At 53.0% G+C, this 23532-nt stretch carries 24 protein-coding genes; 12 read left to right on the top strand and 12 right to left on the bottom strand.

The window, feature by feature from the left end:
- Positions 1 to 18 precede the first annotated feature (18 nt).
- From JIG40_RS05265 to sodB, 3 genes are all read right to left on the bottom strand, one after another.
- A complete protein-coding gene (locus tag JIG40_RS05265) occupies positions 19 to 687 on the bottom strand; it encodes an SDR family oxidoreductase (RefSeq protein ID WP_020331259.1) in 669 nt (222 codons plus the stop codon).
- Positions 688 to 878: 191 nt separating this feature from the next.
- Positions 879 to 1382, bottom strand: a complete 504-nt coding sequence (locus JIG40_RS05260; RefSeq protein ID WP_075988312.1) for a VC2046/SO_2500 family protein — start codon at positions 1380 to 1382, stop codon at positions 879 to 881.
- Between the two features lie 131 nt (positions 1383 to 1513).
- A complete protein-coding gene (gene sodB, locus JIG40_RS05255; RefSeq protein WP_020432486.1) occupies positions 1514 to 2098 on the bottom strand; it encodes a superoxide dismutase [Fe] in 585 nt (194 codons plus the stop codon).
- 331 nt (positions 2099 to 2429) lie between these two features.
- Between sodB and JIG40_RS05250 the strand changes: the two genes are divergently transcribed.
- Both JIG40_RS05250 and JIG40_RS05245 read left to right on the top strand, forming a co-directional pair.
- Entirely contained in the window at positions 2430 to 2765 is a 336-nt protein-coding gene (locus tag JIG40_RS05250; RefSeq protein WP_020331262.1) for a Grx4 family monothiol glutaredoxin, read from the top strand.
- Between the two features lie 105 nt (positions 2766 to 2870).
- Complete coding sequence (locus JIG40_RS05245; protein WP_199464917.1) at positions 2871 to 4823, top strand: DNA topoisomerase III; 1953 nt, start codon at positions 2871 to 2873, stop codon at positions 4821 to 4823.
- A 61-nt stretch (positions 4824 to 4884) separates the two neighbouring features.
- On the opposite strand, the gene JIG40_RS05240 is transcribed toward JIG40_RS05245, so the two are convergent.
- The 9 genes from JIG40_RS05240 to JIG40_RS05200 form a co-directional block, all read right to left on the bottom strand.
- Positions 4885 to 6144: a gallate dioxygenase gene (locus JIG40_RS05240; protein WP_199464916.1), complete on the bottom strand. Its 1260-nt coding sequence runs from the start codon at positions 6142 to 6144 to the stop codon at positions 4885 to 4887.
- 24 nt (positions 6145 to 6168) lie between these two features.
- Positions 6169 to 7422 carry a 4-hydroxybenzoate 3-monooxygenase gene (gene pobA, locus JIG40_RS05235; RefSeq protein WP_199464915.1) on the bottom strand — a complete coding sequence of 418 codons (1254 nt, stop codon included), beginning with the start codon at positions 7420 to 7422 and terminating at the stop codon, positions 6169 to 6171.
- Positions 7423 to 7433: 11 nt separating this feature from the next.
- A complete protein-coding gene (locus JIG40_RS05230) occupies positions 7434 to 8714 on the bottom strand; it encodes a TRAP transporter large permease (RefSeq protein ID WP_244662636.1) in 1281 nt (426 codons plus the stop codon).
- 11 nt (positions 8715 to 8725) lie between these two features.
- Positions 8726 to 9298, bottom strand: coding sequence for a TRAP transporter small permease (locus tag JIG40_RS05225; protein WP_038128948.1), 573 nt, complete (start codon positions 9296 to 9298; stop codon positions 8726 to 8728).
- Positions 9299 to 9322: 24 nt separating this feature from the next.
- Positions 9323 to 10357 (bottom strand): TRAP transporter substrate-binding protein, encoded by a 1035-nt coding sequence (locus JIG40_RS05220; RefSeq protein WP_199464913.1) that lies wholly within the window; start codon positions 10355 to 10357, stop codon positions 9323 to 9325.
- 136 nt (positions 10358 to 10493) lie between these two features.
- Positions 10494 to 11495, bottom strand: coding sequence for an aldo/keto reductase (locus JIG40_RS05215; protein ID WP_199464912.1), 1002 nt, complete (start codon positions 11493 to 11495; stop codon positions 10494 to 10496).
- 4 nt (positions 11496 to 11499) lie between these two features.
- Positions 11500 to 12453, bottom strand: a complete 954-nt coding sequence (locus tag JIG40_RS05210; RefSeq protein WP_020331271.1) for a Gfo/Idh/MocA family oxidoreductase — start codon at positions 12451 to 12453, stop codon at positions 11500 to 11502.
- A 24-nt stretch (positions 12454 to 12477) separates the two neighbouring features.
- Positions 12478 to 12972, bottom strand: a complete 495-nt coding sequence (locus JIG40_RS05205) for a hypothetical protein (protein WP_199464911.1) — start codon at positions 12970 to 12972, stop codon at positions 12478 to 12480.
- 155 nt (positions 12973 to 13127) lie between these two features.
- A complete protein-coding gene (locus JIG40_RS05200; RefSeq protein WP_020331274.1) occupies positions 13128 to 14348 on the bottom strand; it encodes a LysR family transcriptional regulator in 1221 nt (406 codons plus the stop codon).
- Between the two features lie 155 nt (positions 14349 to 14503).
- On the opposite strand from JIG40_RS05200, the gene JIG40_RS05195 reads away from it, so the two are divergent.
- From JIG40_RS05195 to JIG40_RS05150, 10 genes are all read left to right on the top strand, one after another.
- A complete protein-coding gene (locus tag JIG40_RS05195) occupies positions 14504 to 15529 on the top strand; it encodes an amidohydrolase family protein (RefSeq protein WP_020331275.1) in 1026 nt (341 codons plus the stop codon).
- Between the two features lie 16 nt (positions 15530 to 15545).
- Positions 15546 to 16223: a 4-carboxy-4-hydroxy-2-oxoadipate aldolase/oxaloacetate decarboxylase gene (locus JIG40_RS05190; protein ID WP_020331276.1), complete on the top strand. Its 678-nt coding sequence runs from the start codon at positions 15546 to 15548 to the stop codon at positions 16221 to 16223.
- Positions 16216 to 17283, top strand: coding sequence for a 4-oxalomesaconate tautomerase (locus JIG40_RS05185; RefSeq protein WP_199464910.1), 1068 nt, complete (start codon positions 16216 to 16218; stop codon positions 17281 to 17283). Before JIG40_RS05190 ends, JIG40_RS05185 begins: the two co-directional genes overlap by 8 nt.
- Positions 17284 to 17336: 53 nt before the next feature.
- Positions 17337 to 18206: an amidohydrolase family protein gene (locus JIG40_RS05180; protein WP_199464909.1), complete on the top strand. Its 870-nt coding sequence runs from the start codon at positions 17337 to 17339 to the stop codon at positions 18204 to 18206.
- Between the two features lie 10 nt (positions 18207 to 18216).
- A complete protein-coding gene (locus tag JIG40_RS05175; protein ID WP_020331280.1) occupies positions 18217 to 18570 on the top strand; it encodes a protocatechuate 4,5-dioxygenase subunit alpha in 354 nt (117 codons plus the stop codon).
- Positions 18571 to 18574: 4 nt separating this feature from the next.
- Entirely contained in the window at positions 18575 to 19408 is an 834-nt protein-coding gene (locus tag JIG40_RS05170) for a class III extradiol dioxygenase family protein (RefSeq protein ID WP_020331281.1), read from the top strand.
- A gap of 43 nt (positions 19409 to 19451) precedes the next feature.
- Positions 19452 to 20459 (top strand): tripartite tricarboxylate transporter substrate binding protein, encoded by a 1008-nt coding sequence (locus JIG40_RS05165; protein ID WP_100267508.1) that lies wholly within the window; start codon positions 19452 to 19454, stop codon positions 20457 to 20459.
- Positions 20460 to 20541: 82 nt separating this feature from the next.
- Positions 20542 to 21057, top strand: a complete 516-nt coding sequence (locus tag JIG40_RS05160; protein ID WP_020331284.1) for a tripartite tricarboxylate transporter TctB family protein — start codon at positions 20542 to 20544, stop codon at positions 21055 to 21057.
- Position 21058: 1 nt separating this feature from the next.
- Positions 21059 to 22576, top strand: a complete 1518-nt coding sequence (locus JIG40_RS05155) for a tripartite tricarboxylate transporter permease (protein ID WP_020331285.1) — start codon at positions 21059 to 21061, stop codon at positions 22574 to 22576.
- 119 nt (positions 22577 to 22695) lie between these two features.
- Positions 22696 to 23520, top strand: coding sequence for a quinate dehydrogenase (locus tag JIG40_RS05150; RefSeq protein WP_061056260.1), 825 nt, complete (start codon positions 22696 to 22698; stop codon positions 23518 to 23520).
- The last annotated feature ends 12 nt before the right edge of the window (positions 23521 to 23532 follow it).

Raw genomic sequence — 23532 nt, 5'->3', positions numbered from 1 at the left:
CGGCTTAACCCATAGCGGTTAAGCCGACATCACCCGTCCACTGAAGTATTCATTGGCAACAATGTATTCTGTGTTGCGAATCAACTCATCATTCACCGCTGCCCAGTGCACGCTCTCGTCATTAGCGGAAATCATCGGCACCACACCACCGACTCGAATGTTGAATGGCGTCAACTCTTTGGCCCAGCTTTGGGTAAAGCCGGAAACCATGGATGTCGCATTTTCAATGCCCGGCATATCCTGCGGTGAGTTGTAAGACAGTACATTGACAATCACACCTTTAGCGGAGCGATGACGCATACGTTCTGAGCAGGCCTGACCAAAGGTAAACAGCGATGAGGCCATCAACGCCAACTTCTGAATAAACAGCTCAGCCGGATGTTCATCCACCACGGATGGTAACGGGGCATTGGGCCAGTTATTGATCAGTACGTCGGGCACGCTCTGGTAGGTATGCTCAATGTGATCGAGCATATTGTGAATGCTGTGTAATGAGTAATCGGCTAAATGGTACTGCTCGACCTCATGGGAGATATCCCGACAACGTTTAAAGGTCTCGAGCAATCCTTGCTGGTTGGTGTCACACAATATGACTCTTGCACCCAGTCGCGCAAAATGGATGGCCAGCGTACTACCAAGCAATGAGCTTGCTGAAGTAATCAGAACCAGTGCACTTTCTATATTCATTTTGTGCCCACCTTTTCCATGTTTCTCTCTTGTTTCGTTATGAAACAGGTCCGGATAGGATGGTTGAATAGCTGTGAGTACGATGTGAATAACTTCAAATAACTTGGTCTGACTGGCAGAAGGGTGACGATTTTTTGCACTCATTCACACTCTGACGCAAAGTCAGAGAAAACAATTGCAAAGATGAGTGACTAGACTTGCGCGCGCAGTTGATCGTGACGCCAAGCCATGTTCAGTTGCGGGTATAAGTCTGATGGCAACAGGGTTTTCGGTGTTTTCTGTGCCAGATGACGGCGATCATGACCTGACAGATTGAGATAGATCTCTTCTGGAAAATCTTGAGTATCTTCAGGGAGATAGGTCAGAGCTTCAGGTTTGAGGTAGTGAGACAGTTTGGCGCTCGCCAATCCACCCTGATGAAACAAGTCAGCCTGACGAGCTGAAATCTGGTAGGAACTTTGGTCATTACGCAATGCCTGCGGCTCTTGCAGTTCAAAACGCTGGCGCAGCAGTGAATCCGTAGTGTCGACTTGCTCGATGTGTTCAACCGGAGTGGTATCACGTACGTCGTTAGAGAACAGAGCCAGCAATAAAGAAAAGTCGGCACGACGCCCATGCAAAACAGCCTGGCTGATGCCAGTGCCGATCTGCAGTTCGTTAATCAGGCCAGCTTTATCTAAAGTGTGTACTTGCATGGTGTTCTCCGTTTGATGTCCCTTTAACGGCCAAAGTGGCGAAAGCTTTAGGGCGTTGACGGAGAAAAGTAATAAAAAAAGCCTGCAAAATTGCAGGCTTAGTATCGATTGCTTTTTTATCCTATACAGGATTATTTAGCCAGGTTAGCTGCAACGAATTCCCAGTTAACCAGAGCCCAGAAACCGTTCATGTAATCTGGACGTACGTTACGGTAATCGATGTAGTACGCGTGTTCCCACAGGTCAACAGTCAGCAGTGGAGTGACGCCTTCTTCAGTCAGTGGAGTACCTGCGTTAGAAGTGTTAGTGATAGCCAGAGAGCCATCCGCTTTCTTCACAAGCCAAGTCCAAGATGAACCGAAGTTGTTGATTGCTGAGTCAGTGAATTTTGCTTTGAACTCTTCGAAAGAACCGAATGCTGCGTTGATTGCATCCGCTACTGCGCCAGTTGGTTCGCCGCCGCCGTTTGGAGACAGACAGTGCCAGTAGAACGTGTGGTTCCAGATTTGCGCTGCGTTGTTGAATACACCGCCAGTTGAAGTCTTGATGATCTCTTCCAGAGTTTTACCTTCAAACTCAGTACCAGGGATCAGACCGTTCAGCTTAACAACGTAAGTGTTGTGGTGCTTACCGTGGTGGTAATCAAGAGTCTCTGCAGAGATGTGTGGTTCCAGTGCGTCTTTAGCGTAAGGAAGAGCTGGTAATTCAAATGCCATTGCTCGATTCTCCATATAGATGAAAGAGTTACCTCTTTCGATTGCTTCCAGTGTTATTTTATATTCGTCGATACGACTGACTTGTGATCTATTTTAGCAAGTTTTTACTTTATTAAAACCCCAATCTTGAGAAAAATCGTTTATCCATCCGAAGATAGTGAAAGCGACTCTAGGCAAATTAGGCCGATGAGACGCGAAAGGCAAGGCGCACTGTGTAAATTTGCCGATTCCGCGAAACGGATGCTATAACCATAATGATAATGTGCTTTTTATTCTCTACTAATGATTTAGAATGGGCGCCATGAAACTTGAAATCCATTAAGAGGAAGCAATGGAAACCATCGACAAAATCAAACAGCAAATTGAAGAGAACGCGATCCTTCTGTACATGAAAGGCTCACCAAAACTGCCTAGCTGTGGTTTCTCTTCTCAAGCTTCACAAGCACTGATGGCTTGTGGTGAAAAATTTGCTTACGTTGATATCCTGCAAAACCCGGATATCCGTGCTGAACTGCCAGTGTACGCTCAATGGCCAACGTTCCCACAACTTTGGGTTGAAGGTGAACTGATTGGCGGTTGTGACATCATCATCGAGATGTTCCAAAAAGGCGAACTTCAGACACTGATCAAAGAAGCCGCCGCTCGCGCAGCAAGCAGCGAAGAGTGATTCTGAACAGTAAAAATACTGTATAAAATCACAGTTTTACTTGATTTATTAAGGCCACATTCGATAATGTGGCCTTAATTTTTTGGTCGTCAGACACTGAACGCTATGACTCGTCTCTTCATTGCAGAAAAACCCAGCCTTGGCCGCGCGATTGCCGATGCGTTACCAAAACCGCACAAGAAAGATCAAGGATTTATCCGCTGCGCCAATGGTGACGTGGTGACGTGGTGCATCGGCCATCTGCTTGAGCAGGTGGAACCGGATGCTTACGACGAGCGTTACAAAAAGTGGAATCTGTCAGACCTACCTATTGTGCCTGAGCAGTGGCAACTGCGTGCGCGTAAATCGGCCAGTAAGCAGCTCAGCGTGGTGCGCAAACTGCTGAAAGAAGCCAATCACATCGTTCATGCCGGAGACCCGGATCGTGAAGGGCAACTGCTGGTGGATGAAGTGATTGACTACTGCAAAGTGGCCAAAAGCAAAAAAGAGTCGATGGAGCGGCTGCTGATCAGTGACTTGAACCTGCCAGCGGTGAAGCGTGCATTAACCTCGATGCGCAGCAACCGCGATTTTATTCCGCTCTCAGTATCTGCGCTGGCACGCTCACGGGCCGATTGGTTGTATGGCATGAACATGTCGCGTGCTTACACGTTGCTCGGCCAGAAAGCGGGTTATCAGGGTGTGCTCTCGGTCGGGCGTGTGCAGACACCGGTGCTGGGGTTGGTGGTGCGCCGTGATGAAGAGATCGAAAACTTCGTGCCACGCGATTACTTCACGCTGGATGCGCTGATCCCTTATCAGGATGCCAATGGCGCATTTGATATTCGCGCGCGCTGGAAGCCCAGTGACGCCTGCAAGCCCTGGCAGGATGAAGAAGGCCGCGTGTTCAACCGAAAACTGGTGGAGAACGTGGCCAGTCGCATCGCCGGACAACCCGCCAAAGTGGTGGAATCGGAGCAGAACCAGACCAAGCAGTCTGCGCCGCTGCCCTATTCATTGTCGGCGTTGCAGATTGATGCGGCGAAGCGTTTTAACATGAGTGCGCAACAGGTGCTCGATACCTGTCAGTCGCTGTATGAAAAACACAAACTGATTACCTATCCGCGTTCCGATTGTCGTTACCTGCCCAAAGAACATTTCGCGCAGGCGCCTTCCGTGACGGCGGCCATCGCCAATAATGCCAACGAACTGGCAAGCGCAGTGGCTAACGCCGATTTGTTGCGTAAATCCAAAGCGTGGAACGATGCCAAAGTCGACGCGCACCATGCCATTATTCCCACGCCCAAGCAGGCCTCGGTCAATACGCTTTCCAGCTATGAAATGAAGGTGTATCAGCTGATTGCTCGTCAGTATCTGATGCAGTTTTATCCGCCAGCGGTGTATGCCGAAGCCAAGTTGGTGTTTGACATCGCTGGCGGCACGTTTGTCGCTAAAGGGCGCCAACTGCTGTCGGCTGGCTGGAAAACCCTGACGGGTCAGAAAGAAGAGCAGGAAGAGGGTGTGGATACCGTACCGCCGCTACCGGTAGGAACGGTGCTGACGTGCCGTGAAGGTGAAATCAAAGATCGCAAAACCGAGCCGCCGCGTCATTTTACTGAGGCAACGTTACTTCAGGCGATGACGGGCATTGCCCGTTTTGTTGCAGACAAAGAGCTGAAAAAAATTCTGCGTGAAACCGATGGTTTGGGGACGGAAGCAACCCGCGCGGGCATTCTCGATACGCTGTTCAAGCGTCAGCTACTCATACGCGAAGGTAAGCTGATTAAAAGCTCGGCGGCCGGACGTGGCCTGATTCATGCGCTACCATCGGATGCGACCTATCCGGATATGACGGCGCACTGGGAGCATCAGTTGCAAGCCATGGCCGAACGTGGTCAGGCCTATCAGCCGTTTATGCAGGCGCTACAACAACGTATTGATCAACTGATGGCGCAGGTCAAAACAGGGCCAGTACCGGAATCACTGCGTTCACTGCCGAAAGTAGAACGTCCTGCGTTTAAGCGTAAACGCCGTCCCAGCAGCAACCGAAGTCAGCCGAAAGGACAAAGTCGCACCTAGCGTGACGATAAGAGATGAAGAAAGGCCCACTCAGGGGAGAGTCGAGTGAGCCTTGAGCAAATTATTTGCCGCCCGAGACGGAGTAGTTCATCGACACGTTACGCGATTTCTGGAATGTGTCGATGTCCTCGCCGCGCATAGACGCGTAGATATGCGGATTCGGCACGCCCACCACTGCGCCCAGTTTCTCCAGCAGGAAGAAACTCACGCCGTAGCGAATCATGTCAATCCACTGTTTTTCCGCCACCATGGTCTGTTCCTGTTCGGTTAAACCGAATTCTGTAAACAGAGCTTTGGGTTCTTGTTTAAAGCGCTCGCGGTGCGCAGGCTCAATCAGGCGATGCAGAAAGTCATTCAGACGATAGGCGCGATGTGCACTCTCCAGCCCAAACGGGTAGGTGCCGGGCAGTTTTTCTACCCCCGCAATTTCATGTTGAATGTACTGACGGTATTGCTCGGCCTGCGCGTCGTCAAAACTGTTGCCGAGATCTTCAAAGATCACCGTGGCGATGTTGGTCATCGAAGGCAGATAGGTAGCGCTGTGCACCTTCTTTACCTTGTCGGACAATGCGCCACGCATGATGAGCCACATGATGACTTCTGCACCTTCCATACCACCCAGTTCGGCGTATTCCGCCAGGCGCATGTCGGCTAATGCTTCTGGCGTCTCTTCCAGCATATCCAGAAAACGCTGATCCCAATCGGTGTTGTTGAATCCGCAGCGCTCGCCATGCACCTGATGCGACAGGCCGCCTGTCGCAACGATGGCTACGCGCAGATCGGGATCCGGAAAACTATCAATCGCTTTGCGCAGGCTCTTACCCAGCTTATAACAGCGTTTGGCGTTTGGAATGGGGAACTGCAAAACGCCCACCTGAAGCGGCACGATGGTGCCTGACCAACCACTGGCCTGCGGCGAAATCATCGACAGCGGTGAAAAGCAGCCATGGTCGAGCGGCTTTTTCTGAAACACAGACAGATCGAACTCATCTGCGACCAGTGAGTTGGCGATGTGACGCGACAGTTCCAGATGGCCTTTGACGGCCGGGTACTGGCGTGCGCCGCCGCCCTCGTCCGCAGTGCGGTACTCATCGTCGACTCCCAGTGCAAACGGGGAGTAATGGTCGAAAAAGAACGACGTAATGTGGTCATTGAAAATCATGAACAGCACATCGATTTGCTGTTGCTCTACCCATTCCTGCACCACTTTGAAGCCAGTGAAAATGGGCTTCCAACCCGGATCGTTGTCCTTGTTGGTGTCTTTTGCATAACCAATGGTCGGTGAATGAGAGGCGCCAATACCGCCAATAATTCTGGCCATGTTGTCTTTTCCTTGTAATCAGTGTTAGCGAGAGTTGCAGACTGCCTCAGCCTGAGGCTTTTTTGTGTCGCAGTGCTGAATCTGTTCATACGGTAAACCGACGTACTGTTCAGCGATGAGCTTCATGCCAGCTTCGCTGTGTAAGTAAAATTCCAGTTCACAATCAGCCATCTTCTCGACGAATGAGCGTTGGTCCTGCAACTCACTGTCAAAATGATGCAACATGCTGGTCATCCACCAGGAGAAGCGTTCGGCGTTCCACACGCGGCGCAGGCACACATCCGAATATTGCTCGACGACCTTGCGCGGTTCACCGGCGTAGTAAGCGCTCAGCACCTGATAAAGCGCAGCGACATCGGAAGCGGCAAGGTTCAGGCCTTTCGCGCCCGTTGGCGGCACGATATGCGCAGCATCGCCGACCAGAAACAGATTACGGTGCTGCATCGGTTCACACACAAATGAGCGCAGCGGCGCGATGCTTTTTTCAATGCTCGGCCCGGTCTGAAGTTTCTCTACTTCTGCGGCGGGTAGGCGGCGTTTCAGCTCTTCCCAGAAACGCTCATCGCTCCAGTCTTCCACTTTCTCGCTGTTGGGCACCTGCAGGTAGTAGCGTGAGCGGGTTTCAGAACGCTGACTCGCCAGCGCAAAGCCGCGAGAATGTTTGCAGTAAATCAGCTCGTCGCACACCGGCGGTGTATCAGTCAGCAGGCCAAGCCAGCCGAACGGATAGATGCGCTCGTACTCAGTACGAATTTCATCGGGGATGCTCGGGCGGGAGATGCCGTGGTAGCCGTCACAGCCCGCAATAAAATCACATTCGATCTGATAGGTTTCGCCGTCCGCTTCAAACTCGACGCTGGCGAGGCCGTGTTCCGGGTTGTGCAGCTTGGTCACCGGCGAGGAATAAAAACTGCGTTGGCCGGATTGCTCGCGCGCCTGCATCAGATCGCGGGTGACTTCGGTCTGGCCGTAACAGGTCACCACTTTGCCTTGCGTCAGGCGAGTGAGATCAACGTGCTGCTTTCTGCCTTCCACACTGATGAAGAAACCATGATGAACGAGGCCCTCTTCATCCAATCGCTGGTGACAGTCCGCTTCACGCAACAGGTCGACAAAGCCCTGTTCGAGAATGCCGGCGCGAATACGACCCAGCACATGCGGCGCAGAGCTGCGTTCAACGATGACATTGTCAATGCCTTGTTTATTGAGCAACTGGCCAAGCAGCAACCCCGATGGTCCGGAGCCGATAATGGCAACTTGAGTCTTTAAGGTTTTCATTTTCAGCTCCTTTAATGAGGTAACAGCGCCAGTGCCAGTGATGGAAACACGATCAGTAATCCGAGACGAACCACGTCGGAGAGGACAAACGGAATCACGCCTTTAAAGATGTCAGTGATGTTGAGGTCTTTATCGAGCGATTTGATGACAAACACGTTCATGCCGACCGGGGGAGTGATAAGGCCTACCTCCACCGTAATGACTGCGACGATACCGAACCAGATAGGGTCAAAACCTGCCGCTTGAATCAGCGGAAAAACGACCGGCACGGTAAGCAGCAGCATTGCAATACTGTCCATCACACAACCCAGCAGAATGAACAGCATCAGCACGGCAAACAGCACCATGTAAGGTGACAGATTGAGGCTCTGTACATAGTCGACCAGTGAGTAGGAGATACGTGACACCGACAGGAAGAAACCGAAGATTTCTGCGCCGATGATCATGAAGAAAATCATCGCCGAAATAGACAGCGTTTCATTCACTGCTTCGAGGAACATCGCCCAGGTCATGCCGCGAATCAACGCGATGACCAGTGTCAGCGCAGCACCAATGGCCGCCGCTTCGGTCGGCGTAAAGAAACCTGCGTAGATACCAGCAATGATAAACGCAAAGATGGCGGTAAATGGCAGCAGACCTTTCAGACCGATGATCTTCTGCATCAATGTGGTTTTCTCGCCCGGCGTCGCCAGGTTCGGGAAAATCCACACCGTGACAGCAACGGCCAGGTAATAGAGCGCCAAACCCAGCAGACCTGGAATCACGCCTGCGATGAACATGTCACCGACCGATTGTTCGGTGATCAGCGCGTACAGCAGCAGCGCGATCGACGGTGGGATCATGATGCCCAGTGTGCCGCCGGCGGCCAGTGTGCCCGTCGCCAGTGAGACTGAGTAGCCGTTGCGTTTCATTTCCGGCAGTGCGACGCGCGACATACTGGCCGCGGTGGCGAGCGAAGACCCGGAAATTGCCGAGAAGATACCGCACGACGTGACGGCCGCCAGTGCCATACCGCCGCGCCACGAACCGAACAGCGTTTTTGCGCCATTGAACAGCTCTTGCGACATGCGGGCTTTAGAGGCAAAGACCCCCATCAGAATGAACATCGGAATCGGGCTGAAGCTGTAGTTCGAGAGCGCATCAAACGGCGCGCTGTCGAGTATCGCCACCGCTGGCTGAAACGCGACGATGGACGCGAAGCCGACGAAGCCGGTCACCGCCATCGACAGCGCGATGGGGGCACGAAAAGCGATCATAATCAGCATGATTGCGATGCAGATAAAACCTATCATTGACGCATCCATTACAACACCTCTTTATGCTGATGATTGGAGTGTGAAGCCGAAGACGACTGCGGCTCTCCGCTGGTCTGTTTAGGCTGATGATGACGAATCATGTCCCAGGTCAGGATCAGGCAGCGCAGGGTCAGCACAGTCGTTGCGAACACCACGATGCGGTAGATCCACGGCATCGGAATCATCAGATCCTGAGTGGTTTCGCCGCTCATCACCGCGCCTTCAATTGCTAAATAGAAGCGGTAGGTCATACCAGCCCCCAACAGGGCAAAACCAAGCAGATAGAAAGATTCCAGATACGTTTTGCTGCGGTCAGACATCTGCTCAGTAAACAGGTCGACTACCACCTGAGAGTCACCCACCGACTGTGGCAGCGTAAACAGCACGGTAAACAGCAAGCCGTATTTAATCAGTTCCACACCACCGACGAAGGTCAACTCGATACCGCCATCACTCAAACCGTAAAGCGTGCGTGTCACCACATCGAGCAGCGTTACCAGCATCATTCCGATCAGGAACACACCGCTGAACACATGCATCACTTGGGACACCCGGTTAATAAAATTCTTGAGTACAGTCATGAGATAACTCCCGGAGTCCGGCCATCAGGCCGGATTCGCACAACTGCCCGAAGACAGTTCCATCGCACGTTTGTAGACCGCTTTCGCTGGCAGACCTTTGGCTTCCAGAGCGTCGAGGTAATCCTGAGTCACGGAATCGAGTACCGGTTTCCATTCGCTCTGCATGTCGCTGTCGCTCACGGTGTAAATGTTGTCACCCATCTTCTTCGCTTCCGCCATCCCCTTGCTGTCCAGTGCATCAAATGATTCGCCGGATTTCAGTGACCAGGACATGCCGGAGTTTTTGTCGATTACCGCTTTCAGTTGCGGGTCGAGGCGGTTGTAGACGTCTTTGTTCATGGTGACGATAAACGCCAGCGAGTAGAGACCACCGATGTCGGTGTGGTTGTTCGCCAGTTCATTGATTTTGAATACTGTCGCGCCTTCCCAAGGCAGCGCCACACCGTCAATCACGCCGCGTTGCAGCGATTGGTAAGAGTCTGGGGCAGGCATGCCGACCGGCAGCGCTTTGACTTTTCCCAGGAAACTGGCCACCACGGAGGTTGGGCGGCGGATGCGCAGGTTAGCCAGATCTTCCGGTTTTTCGACCTTCTTATCTTTGGTATGCAGCATGCCCGGACCGTGCGTAAACAGGAACAGAGGCTTGGTGTCTTTGTATTCTGAGGCGATCAAACCTTCGTTATACAAACTCTGAATCACACACGAACCCTGCACTGCGGTTTTGACCACGCCCGGTAGTTCCACTACTTGGGTCAGCGGGAAACGGTTCGCGGTGTAGCCCTGAACGGTTGCCGTCACATCGATGATTTGGTGGCTTACGGCATCGTACTGTGCAGGCGGCTTGGCAAGCATGGAGCTGGCATAGATATCGACTTTGATGCGACCGTCGGAATCTTGTTTCACCTGATCCGCCCAAGCCTGAAAGATGTCTTTCTGCGTCGCCGAGACGGCAGGCCAGAAATGGCCAAAGCGCAGCGTAACGTCAGCAGCCTGAGCGGATGAAGCAGCGATAAGAGTGCCCAGTGCACAAGCGTAGGTAAGAGTTGTTATCTTTTTCATTATTCGCATCCATACTTTTGTTTGTTTTCACGTTTGTCCGGTGGTAAATCCGGTGATTCGCAGCAGGCGTGGTGATGGGCACCGACGGACTGACAGAATGTCCGTCGTTCGCCTCCTTGCGAGTGTTCTGTATTACTCAGAATTCTTCGGTATCAATTTCCTTTTGTGTCGCGGCGTTGTAACGCGGGCCGGCAACATTGGCGGAGTGAATCATCTCGCTCAGCGCCGACACAATCTCAGCGTTGAGCGACTGCTCGCTGGCCGCGATGTTCTCAGCCAGATGCGCCAGATTGGTGGTGCCCGGAATCGAAACCAGTTCCACGGGCTGGCTGTTCAGCCAGCTCAGTGACAACTGGGCCAGGTTCATCTCCAATAAACCGGCCTGTTGCCATTCCTCAAGCTGCGTTTGCAGCCCTTCAATCAGTGTCAGATTGTGAGCGAAATTGCTCTCATCAAAGCGTGGCATGGCGCGGCGAATGTCTTTCTCTGTGAACGCGTCGGTGCTTTTCAGCGTGCCGGTGAGCATGCCGCGGCCAAGCGGGCTGAACGCCACCAGTGTGGTGCCGAGTTCGCGGCAGGCATCGAGCAGGGCAATTTCCGGATTGCGCGTCCAGAGTGAGTATTCGGACTGCACCGCGGCAATCGGATGCACCGAGTGCGCTTTACGCAGCGTCTGCGCCGAGACTTCAGACAGACCGATTTCGCGAATCTTACCTTCGTCCACCAAGCGACTCAGCTCACCGACGGTCTCTTCAATCGGAGTCACTTTGTCCCAGCGGTGCAGGTAGTACAGATCGATCACATCGGTGTTGAGGCGGCGCAAGCTCGCTTCACACTGCTGGCGAATCAGCGCCGGATCGCCGCTGATGCGTTTTTTGCCCTGCGCATCCATATACATGCCGCACTTACTGGCGAGCAGAAACTCGCGGCGACGGTGCATGACTGCGCGGCCAAGCAACGACTCGTTGGCACCCGCACCGTACAACGTCGCGGTATCGAGATGGTCGTACCCTAAATCCAGCGCCTGATTAAGAAGCTGCGCTGCCTGTTTTTCCGGTGTCGCCGGACCGTAGGCATGCGAGAGATTCATACAGCCTAATCCGACGGCGCGACTGGTGAGTTGTCCGATGCGTTTCATAACCTTACCCGTTGTTTTCCAGCAGCTGTTCGAGTTTGTGCAGCGTTTCCATCGCGCTCAGGCATTGCAGCACAGACGAGTTTGGCTCGCGCTTTTCACGGATGGCGGCGATGAATTCACGGTCAATCAGTTCGATACCGTTGTTGGATACCGCAACGCCTGACAGGTCAATCGGGTTTTCGTAGCCGTCATACAGGTCGTCGTAGCGCGCCAGATAGGTGCCTTCTTCACAGATGTAGCGGAAAAACGTGCCGAACGGGCCGTCGTTGTTGAAAGACAGCGACAACGTACACAACGCGCCGGATGGCACTTTCATGCCGATGCTCATGTCCATCGCGATACCGAGTTGCGGATGAATCGGTCCCTGCATGGCTTGTAGCTGGCTGGCAGATTCGCCGGTCTGATACTGGAACAGGTCGACCGTATGGCAAGCGTGGTGCCACAACAGGTGATCCGTCCAGGTACGCGCTTCGCCTTTGGCGTTGGTGTTGGTGCGGCGGAAGAAATAAGTCTGAACATCCATTTGCTGAATGTGGAGTTCACCCGCGGCAATTTTATTGTGAATCCACTGATGGCTCGGATTGAAGCGGCGAGTGTGACCGGCCACGGCCACCAGACCGGTGCGCTGCTGAGTTTCCACCAAACGGCGTGCATCTTCGATGTTGTCGGCCATCGGAATCTCAACCAGTACGTGTTTGCCTGCTTCGAGACATTCAATCGCCTGACTGGCATGCAGATGGGTTGGCGTTGCCAGAATCACCGCATCCACATTGTCGAGTTTAAGCGCTTCGCTCAGGCTGTCGCTGATCACCGCGTGTGGATATTGTTTGCCGAGCGCCGTCATTTTATCAACTTCGCTACCCACCAGCGCGGTGACCTGAACATCATCAATCTGGCTGAGTGCTTCAAGGTGTTTGGTTCCAAAAGCTCCAGAGGCACCAACGACACAAATATTCATACTTCTTCCTTTTTATAATGTGGTTTAAACACGGCGGCTGACCGCAATCTGATGGGGTGAGACTTCCAGTGATTTCAGCATATCCAGCATCGCTTCGGTCTGGGGGCTGGCAATCGCCAGTTCACTGCCATCGACTTGCAGCTGGCCGTCGAGGTAAATGGCCTGCGAGGCCTCGACCCCCTGTTTGAGCTGAGACTTATCGTCGTTGTGAGTGCGTAAATCCGCGACGATCTGACCGGGTTGAATGTGGCTTTTCAGCTCCTTCAGCCAAGGCGATAAGTCTTGCTCACTGTCTGAAAGCAGTACCAGATGGGCGCTGTGCATGGCATCGGCGACAGAAAAGCAGCCCTGGACGCCACAGAAAATAAACCGTTCCAACTGGGCTTTGCAGGTGTCGTCCTGCAACGCATTCGGGTCGAAGGCGGTAATGATGCGGTCGGGGCGATTGAGCCCAAGCTTCAGCATGCGTTCTGCGGTGTGACCAAAACCGATGAAGGCCAGTCGCGATATCTTTGGCATACACAGTCCTTGAATCAAAATTATGTTAATGGAGTGTATTGAAAACTTTTCGTTGATAGAAAAGTTAGCAAACTGTTAAGAAGGGGGATAATTAGAATTTAGTATTGGCTATTCAAATTTTGAATAGCCAATAGTGGATAGCCTATATCAATTTCTTATAGCTTAATCAGGGAAAGACCGATTTTCCGAATGGTATCAATGAAGGCTTCTTGCGCTGTCGTGCCGCGCCAGCTTTTACGAATCGTGATGCCGATGGCGCGCTTTTGCTGCTCGGTATCATACGGGATGATTTCAAACGCACCGTCGCTCAGTTCACGGTGCACCTGATGCTTGGGCAGCATGGTCAGTTTGTCGCTGCCGACCACAATTTCGCGCACCAGCATCTGCGAACTGGCTTCAATGATTTGCTGCGGCAGCACGTGCTCCTTAGTGGTAAAGAGCTGTTCGAACATGGTTCTGCCAGGGGTGTTTTTGCGTGATACCACCCAGCCGTAACGGCACAAATCATCCAGTGTCACCGGCTTTTTCAGTTGGCCAAGCGGATGGCCTTTGCGTGCCAGAATGACGTTCGAGGTGAAAAACAGCGTCTCTTGGTGCACGTCATAAGAGGGCATCGGAAAGCGCAGCGCGCCGACGATAACGTCCAGTTCGCCGCGGCGTAAATGCTCAAGTAAGTCTTCATACAAACCATCGAGCACACTGACGTTAAAATCTGGACGAATCTCAGTAAATTCATTGATTGCATTGGGTAAAATACAGGTTCTGGCCAGCGGAAGACTACCAACGATGATGCTGCCGGAGCTGATGTTGTTGTTGGCATCAATCTCGGCAATGCCCTGATTAATCTCGTTAAAAGCCAGCTTGATAGCACGGCTGAGGCTTTGCGCCGCTTTACTCGGGCTGACGCCAAGGCTGGTTTTTTCAAACAGCACGGTGCCCATGTACTCTTCCAGATCTTTGCACGCCCGATAGAGTGACGATTGCGACACACCAATATTGCGTCCGGCGGCCGAGTAGTTCTGCGCTTCTGAGACCGCAACCAGCGCCCGAAGCTGAGTGGTGGTGACGGCAAACAGGCTTGGAGAACCGGGGCTGCCGGAGGTTTTATCCAGCCGATAGTTCTTTTTGATCGCCTGATTGAGCATTTCCAACGCGCGTTCAATTCGAAAGCTGAACAGTTCTCCCTCCGGCGTGAGATTCATGCCATCCGTCTTTCTTTCAAACAACGAAGCTTTGAGCTCCTTCTCAATTTTGGCCAGTGCCTGGGTGATGGCGGGCTGGGAGAGAAAGATGCTTTCCGAGGCTTTGCTGATGCTGCCATGTTTGACCACCGCCACAAACGCGACCAGGTGTCGTAGGTTGGGAATCTTGTCCATATCATGCGTAATGTTTTTATCCTGTATGAACTCACTATATCAAAAACCAATACCGTTGGTGTAAATTGAAATGGCAAAAGGTAATCAAGATGTAAATACTGTGATCCACGCATTGAGTAAGCCCAATTGCTTAGTGACCAGGGAGCAGACTAAGTATGATCATTGATTGTCATGGACATTACACCACCACGCCGCCTCAGGTGGCGGATTACCGTGAGTCGCAAAAGGCGGCGCTGAAACAAGACCCGGCCTATCGTGGCGAGAAAGGGGCCATTCACATCAGCGATGATGAGATTCGTGAAAGTATCGAGAACAACCAGCTGCGCCTGCAGCGTGAGCGCGGTACCGATTTAACGATTTTCTCACCTCGCGCCAGCTGGATGGGACACCACATCGGTAATGAATACACCAGCCGTTACTGGACCGAGCATCAGAATGACTTGATTCGCCGTGTCTGTGACCTTTACCCGGCAAACTTCGCGCCAGTCGCACAGTTGCCACAATCACCGGGCGTGACGCCAAGCAAATCGATTCCTGAGCTGGTGCGTTGTGTGGAAGAGATGGGATTTATCGGCTGTAACCTCAACCCCGACACCACGGGCGGCTTCTGGCAAGATGCCTCACTGGCTGACCGCAGCTTTTACCCGCTTTATGAGAAATTAGTCGAGCTGGATGTGCCGGCCATGATTCACGTCAGCGCCGCCTGTAACCACTGTTTCCACACCACCAGTTCACACTATCTGGGTGCCGATACCACCGCATTCAGCCAACTGCTGATGTCGGATGTCTTCAAAGATTTCCCGGAACTCAAAATCATCATTCCTCATGGCGGTGGCGCCGTGCCTTACCACTGGGGTCGTTTCCGCGGTATCGCGCAGGACATGGGCCTGCCACCGCTGGAAGAGTCGGTATTGAACAACATCTATTTCGATACCTGTGTCTATCACCAGAAAGGCATCGACCTGCTGCTGGATCTGATTCCGACCAAAAACATTCTGTTTGCCTCAGAAATGATTGGTGCCGTGCGTGGTATCGACCCGGAAACCGGCCACTACTTCGATGACACCAAACGTTATATCGACGCCAACACCAAGCTGAGTGCCGAAGAGAAATCGCAGATTTTCGAAGGCAACGCGCGCCGTGTTTTCAGCCGCTTAGACGCGCAGCTAAGCAAAGCGTAACCAAGGAGTAAGAACGATGAGTAATAACGTCGTAGTGCAGAATATTGAACGTGTTGACCCGGAGATCATTGCCGGGCTGGCGAAATGTGGTGTGGCAACGGTGCATGAAGCGCAGGGCCGCAAAGGCCTGCTGGCCGATTATATGCGCCCAATCTACAGCGATGTCTCAGTGGCAGGTTCGGCACTGACTATCTCTGGCGCGGCAGGGGACAACTGGATGATGCACGTGGCCATGGAACAAGCCAAGGCCGGTGACATTCTGGTGTTTGCGCCCACGTCGCCGTCTAACCACGGTTTCTTTGGTGACTTGCTGGCAACCTCTGCGCAGTCGCGTGGCGTGGTTGGCCTCATTATTGATGGCGGTGTTCGCGATGTCCGCACACTCAAGCAGATGAATTTCCCGGTGTGGTCAAAACACATTTTCGCGCAGGGCACCATCAAAGCCACTCTGGGGTCGGTCAACGTACCGATTGTGTGTGCCGATGAAGTGATCAACCCGGGCGATGTGATTGTTGCCGATGACGATGGCGTCTGTGTGGTGCGCCGCGAAGAAGCGGCCTGGGTTCTGGAAGAAGCCCGTGCCCGTGAAGCGCGTGAAGAAGCCAAACGCGTGCGTTTAGCCAATGGCGAACTGGGGCTGGATATCTATGAGATGCGCGGCCGTTTGGAAAAAGAAGGCCTCAAGTATGTCTGAGCAGCCACTTTGTGCACCCTGCATGTGGATGCGCGGCGGAACGTCAAAAGGCGGCTATTTTCTTGCGTCGGATCTGCCGCAGGAGCGCGTAGCGCGTGACGCTTTTCTGCTGGATGTCATGGGTTCTCCGGATGCCAAACAGATCGACGGCATGGGCGGCGCGAATCCACTGACCTCGAAAGTGGCGGTGGTAAAGCCTTCTGAACGTACCGGCGTGGATGTGGATTACCTGTTTCTGCAAGTGTTCGTTGACCAGGCTCTGGTCACCGATAAGCAGAACTGCGGCAACATTCTGGCGGGTGTTGGACCGTTTGCCATTGAGCATGGTCTGGTCGCCGCGCAAGACGGAGTGACGGATGTCACTGTGTTTATGGAAAACACGGAGCAAATTGCCGTATGCCGTATTCCAACTCCGCAAGGTCAGGTAAGTTACCGGGGAGAAGCCCGTATTGATGGCGTGCCCGGCATGGCAAGCCCTGTCGAGATTGAGTTTCAGGACACGGCAGGCTCAAGTTGTGGTGCGCTGCTGCCAACGGGTAATCCCGTCGATGAGATCAACGGGCTGCAGGTCACCTTGATCGACAACGGCATGCCGGTGGTGGTGGTTCTGGCGGAAGAACTCGGATTATCAGGCTGCGAAACGCCGCAGGAGCTGGAAAGCAATCAAGAGCTGCGCCAACAACTGGAACAGCTGCGGCTCAAAGCCGGAGCCTTGATGAATCTGGGTGATGTGACGGAATTGTCCGTGCCCAAAATGAGTATCGTGAGCGCGCCTTCAGCGGGTGGTGCCATCAATACGCGCACTTTTATTCCTCACCGCTGCCATGACGCGATTGGTGTCCTGGGAGCAGTGAGCGTGGCCACCGCGTGTTTGCTGCCGGGGTCGCCTGCGACCCGAGTCGCGAAGGTACACAAGAGTGAGCGTATGACACTCAGCATTGAGCATCCGAGCGGAGAGCTCAGTGTGGTGGTAACGCTGGATGGAAACGACAACGTCAAGAGCGCTGCCATTCTGCGAACCGCTCGCAAACTGTTTGATGGTGTGGTGTTTGGCCGTTAACCCCCACATCCGCGTGAAACTGACGAAAGATTAGAATAATAAGGACGAGAAACATGGATAAAGACTACTTACCCTTTCATCCCAGCCCAAGTAAGCCGCATTACGTTGCGCCAGCCGGGGCGGTCGACGCGCATTGCCACGTGTTTGGCCCGGGCGATCAGTTCCCGTATTCGCCGAAGCGCAAATACACGCCGTGTGATGCGTCAAAAGATCAGCTGTTTGCACTGCGCGATCATCTCGGTTTTGCACGCAATGTGATTGTGCAGGCGTCATGCCACGGCACCGATAACGCCGCACTGCTGGACGCACTGGAAACCGCGGGGGATTTAGCGCGTGGTGTGGCGGTGGTTTCTCCCGACATCACCGAACAAGAGCTGCAACACATGCATGATCTGGGTGTGCGCGGCGTGCGCTTTAATTTTGTGAAACGTCTGGTCGATGCGACGCCTAAAGAGGTGTTCCTCGGTATCGCAGAAAAAATCCGCCCGTTTGGCTGGCACATTGTGGTCTATTTCGAAGCGCAGGATTTTGACGACATCGCCCCATTCCTGCTTGAGCTGGACACACAAATCGTCATCGACCACATGGGCCGCCCGGACGTTGCACTGGGTGTCGATCATCCGAACTTCCAGAAATTCGCCCAGCTGTTGGCAGACAATCCACACATCTGGACTAAAGTGAGCTGCCCAGAGCGCCTGACACAAACGCCGCCGGATTACAGCGATGTGGTGCCATTTGCCCGCTATCTGGTGGAACACTTCCCTAATCAAGTGTTGTGGGGCACTGACTGGCCGCATCCGAACATGAAATCGCACATGCCGGATGATGGCCATCTGGTGGATGTGATTCCGCGCATTGCCCCAACCGAAGCGCTGCAACAGACGTTGCTGGTGACCAACCCTATGAAACTGTACTGGAAATGAGGAACTGAGCATGGCGTATGTAAAAAATGAAGTGCCCATTTTTGGTACCACGTTTTTCGATGGTCACATGGCGCGCAAGGGTTATGGCCTCAACAAAATGTGTTACTCGCTTAACGAAGCGTCTGCGCGTGAAGCGTTTTTCAGCGATGAAATGGCTTATTGCGACCGCTTTGGTCTGACTGACGAACAGAAGCAGGCGGTTCGCGAGCGCGACCTGCTGCGCATGATTGAGCTGGGTGGCAACATTTACTATCTGGCGAAGTTCGCCGGAGCGTTGGGCATGAACATGCAGGATATCGGCGCATTGCAGACAGGCATGAGTGTCGAAGCGTTTAAACAGAAGCTGGTGGATGCAGGGAGATAAGCAGATGGCTCAAGTTTTAGGTGGGATCACCACATCACATATTCCGGCAATCGGCAAAGCGATCGATGAAGGCCTACAAGACACGCCGTACTGGAAATCATTTTTTGCTGCTTATCCACCCGTGCGTGAATGGCTGGCAGAAAAGCAACCGGATGTCGCAGTGATTTTTTATAACGACCACGGTCTGGAATTTTTCATTGACCGTAAACCGACGTTTGCTATCGGCGTGGCGGAAGAGTACCACAATGCGGATGAAGGCTGGGGGATAAAGCCGATTCCGACCATTCGTGGTGAATCGGAACTGGCGTGGCACATCTGTAATGAACTGGTCGATAAGGAATTTGACATCACTATCTGTCAGGAGATGAAAGTCGATCATGGCCTGACGGTACCGATGCAACTGATGTGGCCCGGTTACCAATACGACCACATCAAAGTGATTCCGGTGTGCATCAACGTTGAACAACATCCGATGCCTTCGCCAAAACGTTGTTACGACCTTGGCAAAGCGATGGGCGATGCGATTCGCAGCTTCGACAAAGATCTGAAAGTGGTGGTGCTGGGTACCGGCGGTTTATCGCATCAGCTGGATGGCGAGCGTGCCGGCTTCATCAACAAGGAATTTGACCTTTATTGCATGGATAAGATTGTTAACGAACCCGAAGCGTTAACCAAACTGACCATTCGTGATTTGGTTGAACAGGCCGGTTCTCAGGGACCTGAGCTGATCATGTGGCTCGGAATGCGCGGCGTGCTCAACCCGCAGCTGACCGTGAAACACAGCAACTACCATATACCGATTTCCAACACGGGAGCCGGATTGTTGTTACTTGAGTAGTTAAATCATTAATTTCATTAAAATATAAATACAGGACGAGATTATGAAACACTCTTACTTCAAGCGCCTTGCCGTTGGCGCGATGATGATGGGGTCGACGCTGGCGATGGCCGCGGATTACCCGAACAAGAACATTCAGGGCATCATTCAATGGGGCGCAGGCGGTGCAACGGACAGCATCATGCGCTCGGTGACGCCGGAAGCAGAAAAGCTGCTGGGTACCGATGTGATTCTGACCAACCGTAGCGGCGGGGTCGGGGCGATTGCGACCAAATACGTTAACGCGCGTGGCGCCGATGGCTACACACTGCTGATGGGCGCTGAAAACCCTCAGCTGTATAAAGTGATGGGACTGGCTGATATCGACTACAGCGATATGGTGCCGATTTCGATTCTGGCTCAGGGTATTTCGATTATCGTGGCGCGCAATGATGCGCCTTACGACAACGTGAAAGAGTTCATCGACTACGCGAAAGCGCATCCGAAAGAGATCAAAGTCGGTTCAACCGGGCCGGGCGGTCTGCCATCGATTCTGTTGGCGATTCTGCAAAACCAGGAACACTTTGAAGTCACCAATATTCCATACAACGGCGATGGTCCGGGGATGACGGCGCTGCTGGGCAACGCCATTGATGTGATGCCGACCTCTTATGGCCCGGCGAAAGAGTACCTGCGTGCGGGGCAGATGAAGATCATCGGTCTGATGGACAAAACCGCTAATCCGGAACTGCCGGGGGTTAAGCCGGTGACGGACTTCTATCCGGAACTCGCCTCGCAGCTACCATACAGTTCATTCTTTGGCATCTTTGTGAAAAAAGGCACGCCAGATGAGGCTGTGCAAAAGCTGTCGCAAGCCTTCAACCAATCTGCGGCCAGCGCAGATTTTAAAGATCTGGTCACGAAACGTGGCTTTACCTTCCTGGGGCTGTCCGGAGACGCGGCGAACGACTATCTGGAACGGTTCCGCTCTGTCGCTTCGTGGATTGTCTACGATTCTGGCATCGCCAAACACTCGCCTGAAGAATTCAATATTAAAAAGATCAGCAAGTAACAGTGTTACTGCGACCCTGGCATGCCGGAGCATGCCAGTGGCTTCGCACACTTTATAAAAAGGACTATCGAGGAGATTTGCCATGGATGTTAAATCCAGAAAGCCGGGTGAATTGGTATTTAACGCGTTAATGGTCGTATTGAGCCTTGTGTTGCTGTATCAAGCCTTTTTTATTTCTGATTTGTACACACTCAGTTCACCGGGTTCATTTCCGCTGAGTGCGGCTGCAATCATGTTAGTGTTTTCAGCGCTCACGCTGTGGGAAAGCTGGAAGAAGGCGGCGGTTCCAGCCGCGGTGACGCAGTTTTTCAAACATGTCTTACCGGGTAATGTCGTCTTTATGATGGCGCTGATCGGCGTATTTTCACTCTGCCTTGAGAGCGTTGGCTTTATTGTTTCAGCGCTGATTTTTCTCACTGTCGCGCTCTATTTCCTGCACAAGCGCCGCTTAACCAGTGCCATCGGTATGGCATTGGTCGCGTTGGTGGTGATCTACATCGTCTTTCGTTTAGTGTTTCTGGTTATTCTGCCAGAAGGGGTTTTCCCTGAAGCAGAACTGCTTTCTTATCTGTCACAACTGATGAAGGGAGGCGCATAACATGTTGGAATCTCTCAACTATTTCTTGATGTCCTGGACATCGTTCAACTTACTGGCGCTCACCGCGCTCGGTACGTTTCTCGGCATTTATATCGGCGCGATTCCGGGACTGTCAGTGACCATGGCCGTCTCGATCCTGATTTCGTTTACCTTCCCGTGGGATCTTAATAATGCGCTGTGCCTGATGGTGGGCGTATACATGGGCGGTGTGTACGGCGGGTCGCGAACGGCAATCCTGCTTAATATTCCGGGCGCGCCATCTGCGATTGCGACTGCACTGGACGGCTATCCGCTGGCGGAAAAAGGCGAAGCCGGACGCGCAATCGGCCTGACCACCATTATGTCGGTGATTGGCGGCTTTGTCGGCATTCTGGTGCTCTCGTTTGCGGCGCCGCTGGTCAGCACGTTTGCCATTCAGTTTCAGCCACGTGATTACCTGATGATCGGCATGCTGGGCATTATGCTCATCAGTTCGCTCTCCAACGGCAGTTTCGCCAAAGGCATGTTTACTGGCGCGCTGGGGATCCTGGTCGGGACGGTTGGTCTTGACCCGATGACGGCGGAAGAGCGCTTCACGTTCGGTATTGTCGAGTTGTGGGATGGCATCAACCCGATTGCGGTGATGATCGGCATGTTCGGTTTGTCGGAAGTGCTGAGCCAACTGCACAACATCGATAAAACCGTGATTAAACAGAAGCTGACTAAAATCATTCCCGGTTGGATGGACGTGCGTCGTTATCTGCCACTGAGTATCAAATCGTCCCTGATGGGGGTGATTGTCGGCGCACTGCCGGGCACCGGTGGGGACATTGCTTCGCTGATGGCCTACGACTACGCAAAACGTACCACCAAAAATCCGGAAGTGCCGTTTGGTCAGGGCGCGAAGGAAGGTCTGGTGGCACCGGAGTCTGCCAACAACGCGGCCGTCGGTGGCGCTTACATTCCGATGCTGACGCTGGGTATTCCGGGCGATGCGGTGACGGCGGTCTTTATCGGCGCGCTGTTTATCCATGGTCTGAACCCTGGCCCGCTGTTGCTGGCTGAGAACCCAAGCATCTTCTGGTTTACCGTCGGTAACCTGACGCTGGCCAATATCTTCGTGCTGATTTTTGGCCTGACGGGCATCAAGGTGTTCAGCAAACTGGTCAGTTGCCCGAAAGGCATCCTGATGCCGCTGATTGTGGTGTTGTCGGTGGTCGGGGCGTACGCCATCAACAACTCGATCACGGATGTGTGGTGGATGATGGCCTTCGGGATTCTGGGCTACTTCATGCGTCAGTACAATTACCCGATTGCTCCCGTCATTCTCGGCGTGATCCTCAGTAGCTTGATGGATCAGAACTGGCGCCGTGCCATGCTGGCGGAGCAGGACAGCGTGATTGGTTTGATTCAGGGAATTTTCACCAGCCCGATTTCAAGCGTGCTGGCGGTGATGATTGCCCTCATCTATCTGTCGCAAACTCCGATTTGGAAGAAATACAAAGGGCGATGCCTGTATAGCAAATCCGTCGCCAAATAACCTAACTCGTCGCCGAATACATTATTAAGACAACGGTAATGACCCCAGCACAGCCTTTATGTGGCCGTGTTGCGGGTAGCTGCTGCCGCGTGTCAGAGAAAACAGAAGAGGAACGTCGTATGAAACTCGGACTCATTGGTCAACACATTCAAAAAAGTAAGTCCCCTCAACTTCATGAATTACTGGGTAAAAAACTCAACATTAACACCACGTATGAACTGTTTGACTGCGAACTGGAAAACGAGCAAGCGCTGTTTGCGTTGCTGAATGATCTCAAGCAGCGCGGCTACCGCGGAGTGAATATCACTCATCCCTATAAAGTGTGGGCGTGGAATATCGTGCAAAGCAAATTCAAAACCAGTGAGCGTCTGGGGGCGCTGAATACGCTGTTGATCGATGGCGACACGCTGCGTGGCACCAATACTGACTGCAGCGGTTTTGTCCGCTCTTACCGCAAAGAGTGCCCGGAGCAGAGCCCTGGCAAAGTGCTGATGAAAGGTGCCGGCGGTGTCGGCCGCGCGATTGCTTTTGGTTTAGGTCAGCTTGCGGTGGAACATCTTTACATTTACGACGAACAACCCACCAGTTTGCAGGCACTGATCGATGATTTGCAGCAGGCGGGTATTTCGTGCAGCGCCGTGAGCCGCGATGCACTGACTGCCTGCGCGTTGGAGTGTGATGGCTTAGTGAATGCGACGCCGGTGGGGCACTACACCACGCCGGGCGCAGCGTTTACTGAGGAGCAGGTTCAGTCGCAACGCTGGGTGTTTGATGCGGTGTATACCCCGGTCAGAACCGAGTTTATCGCGCTGGCTCAGCAACAAGGCATGAGTGTGATCAGCGGCTTTGAACTCTTTATCCACCAAGGCGTGGATGCGTATGAGTGTTTTGCTGACTGTCCGGTCGACAGCGATACGCTACGTGGTGAAATCAGCGCCGAGTAATACCTTCAGGCT

It is taken from the genome of Vibrio sp. bablab_jr001 (assembly GCF_016464285.1).
Classification (GTDB): Bacteria; Pseudomonadota; Gammaproteobacteria; order Enterobacterales; family Vibrionaceae; genus Vibrio; species Vibrio fluvialis.
The sequence above is the reverse complement of the archived record's forward strand: the minus strand, read 5'-3'. Positions and strand labels throughout refer to the sequence as shown.

Bases quoted from the DNA above. Each gene is read 5' to 3' on its own strand.
- JIG40_RS05265 (WP_020331259.1), bottom strand. From the start codon at position 687: ATGAATATAGAAAGTGCACTGGTTCTGATTACTTCAGCAAGCTCATTG.
- JIG40_RS05260 (WP_075988312.1), bottom strand. From the start codon at position 1,382: ATGCAAGTACACACTTTAGATAAAGCTGGCCTGATTAACGAACTGCAG.
- sodB (WP_020432486.1), bottom strand. From the start codon at position 2,098: ATGGCATTTGAATTACCAGCTCTTCCTTACGCTAAAGACGCACTGGAA.
- JIG40_RS05250 (WP_020331262.1), top strand. From the start codon at position 2,430: ATGGAAACCATCGACAAAATCAAACAGCAAATTGAAGAGAACGCGATC.
- JIG40_RS05245 (WP_199464917.1), top strand. From the start codon at position 2,871: ATGACTCGTCTCTTCATTGCAGAAAAACCCAGCCTTGGCCGCGCGATT.
- JIG40_RS05240 (WP_199464916.1), bottom strand. From the start codon at position 6,144: ATGGCCAGAATTATTGGCGGTATTGGCGCCTCTCATTCACCGACCATT.
- pobA (WP_199464915.1), bottom strand. From the start codon at position 7,422: ATGAAAACCTTAAAGACTCAAGTTGCCATTATCGGCTCCGGACCATCG.
- JIG40_RS05230 (WP_244662636.1), bottom strand. From the start codon at position 8,714: ATGATAGGTTTTATCTGCATCGCAATCATGCTGATTATGATCGCTTTT.
- JIG40_RS05225 (WP_038128948.1), bottom strand. From the start codon at position 9,298: ATGACTGTACTCAAGAATTTTATTAACCGGGTGTCCCAAGTGATGCAT.
- JIG40_RS05220 (WP_199464913.1), bottom strand. From the start codon at position 10,357: ATGAAAAAGATAACAACTCTTACCTACGCTTGTGCACTGGGCACTCTT.
- JIG40_RS05215 (WP_199464912.1), bottom strand. From the start codon at position 11,495: ATGAAACGCATCGGACAACTCACCAGTCGCGCCGTCGGATTAGGCTGT.
- JIG40_RS05210 (WP_020331271.1), bottom strand. From the start codon at position 12,453: ATGAATATTTGTGTCGTTGGTGCCTCTGGAGCTTTTGGAACCAAACAC.
- JIG40_RS05205 (WP_199464911.1), bottom strand. From the start codon at position 12,972: ATGCCAAAGATATCGCGACTGGCCTTCATCGGTTTTGGTCACACCGCA.
- JIG40_RS05200 (WP_020331274.1), bottom strand. From the start codon at position 14,348: ATGGACAAGATTCCCAACCTACGACACCTGGTCGCGTTTGTGGCGGTG.
- JIG40_RS05195 (WP_020331275.1), top strand. From the start codon at position 14,504: ATGATCATTGATTGTCATGGACATTACACCACCACGCCGCCTCAGGTG.
- JIG40_RS05190 (WP_020331276.1), top strand. From the start codon at position 15,546: ATGAGTAATAACGTCGTAGTGCAGAATATTGAACGTGTTGACCCGGAG.
- JIG40_RS05185 (WP_199464910.1), top strand. From the start codon at position 16,216: ATGTCTGAGCAGCCACTTTGTGCACCCTGCATGTGGATGCGCGGCGGA.
- JIG40_RS05180 (WP_199464909.1), top strand. From the start codon at position 17,337: ATGGATAAAGACTACTTACCCTTTCATCCCAGCCCAAGTAAGCCGCAT.
- JIG40_RS05175 (WP_020331280.1), top strand. From the start codon at position 18,217: ATGGCGTATGTAAAAAATGAAGTGCCCATTTTTGGTACCACGTTTTTC.
- JIG40_RS05170 (WP_020331281.1), top strand. From the start codon at position 18,575: ATGGCTCAAGTTTTAGGTGGGATCACCACATCACATATTCCGGCAATC.
- JIG40_RS05165 (WP_100267508.1), top strand. From the start codon at position 19,452: ATGAAACACTCTTACTTCAAGCGCCTTGCCGTTGGCGCGATGATGATG.
- JIG40_RS05160 (WP_020331284.1), top strand. From the start codon at position 20,542: ATGGATGTTAAATCCAGAAAGCCGGGTGAATTGGTATTTAACGCGTTA.
- JIG40_RS05155 (WP_020331285.1), top strand. From the start codon at position 21,059: ATGTTGGAATCTCTCAACTATTTCTTGATGTCCTGGACATCGTTCAAC.
- JIG40_RS05150 (WP_061056260.1), top strand. From the start codon at position 22,696: ATGAAACTCGGACTCATTGGTCAACACATTCAAAAAAGTAAGTCCCCT.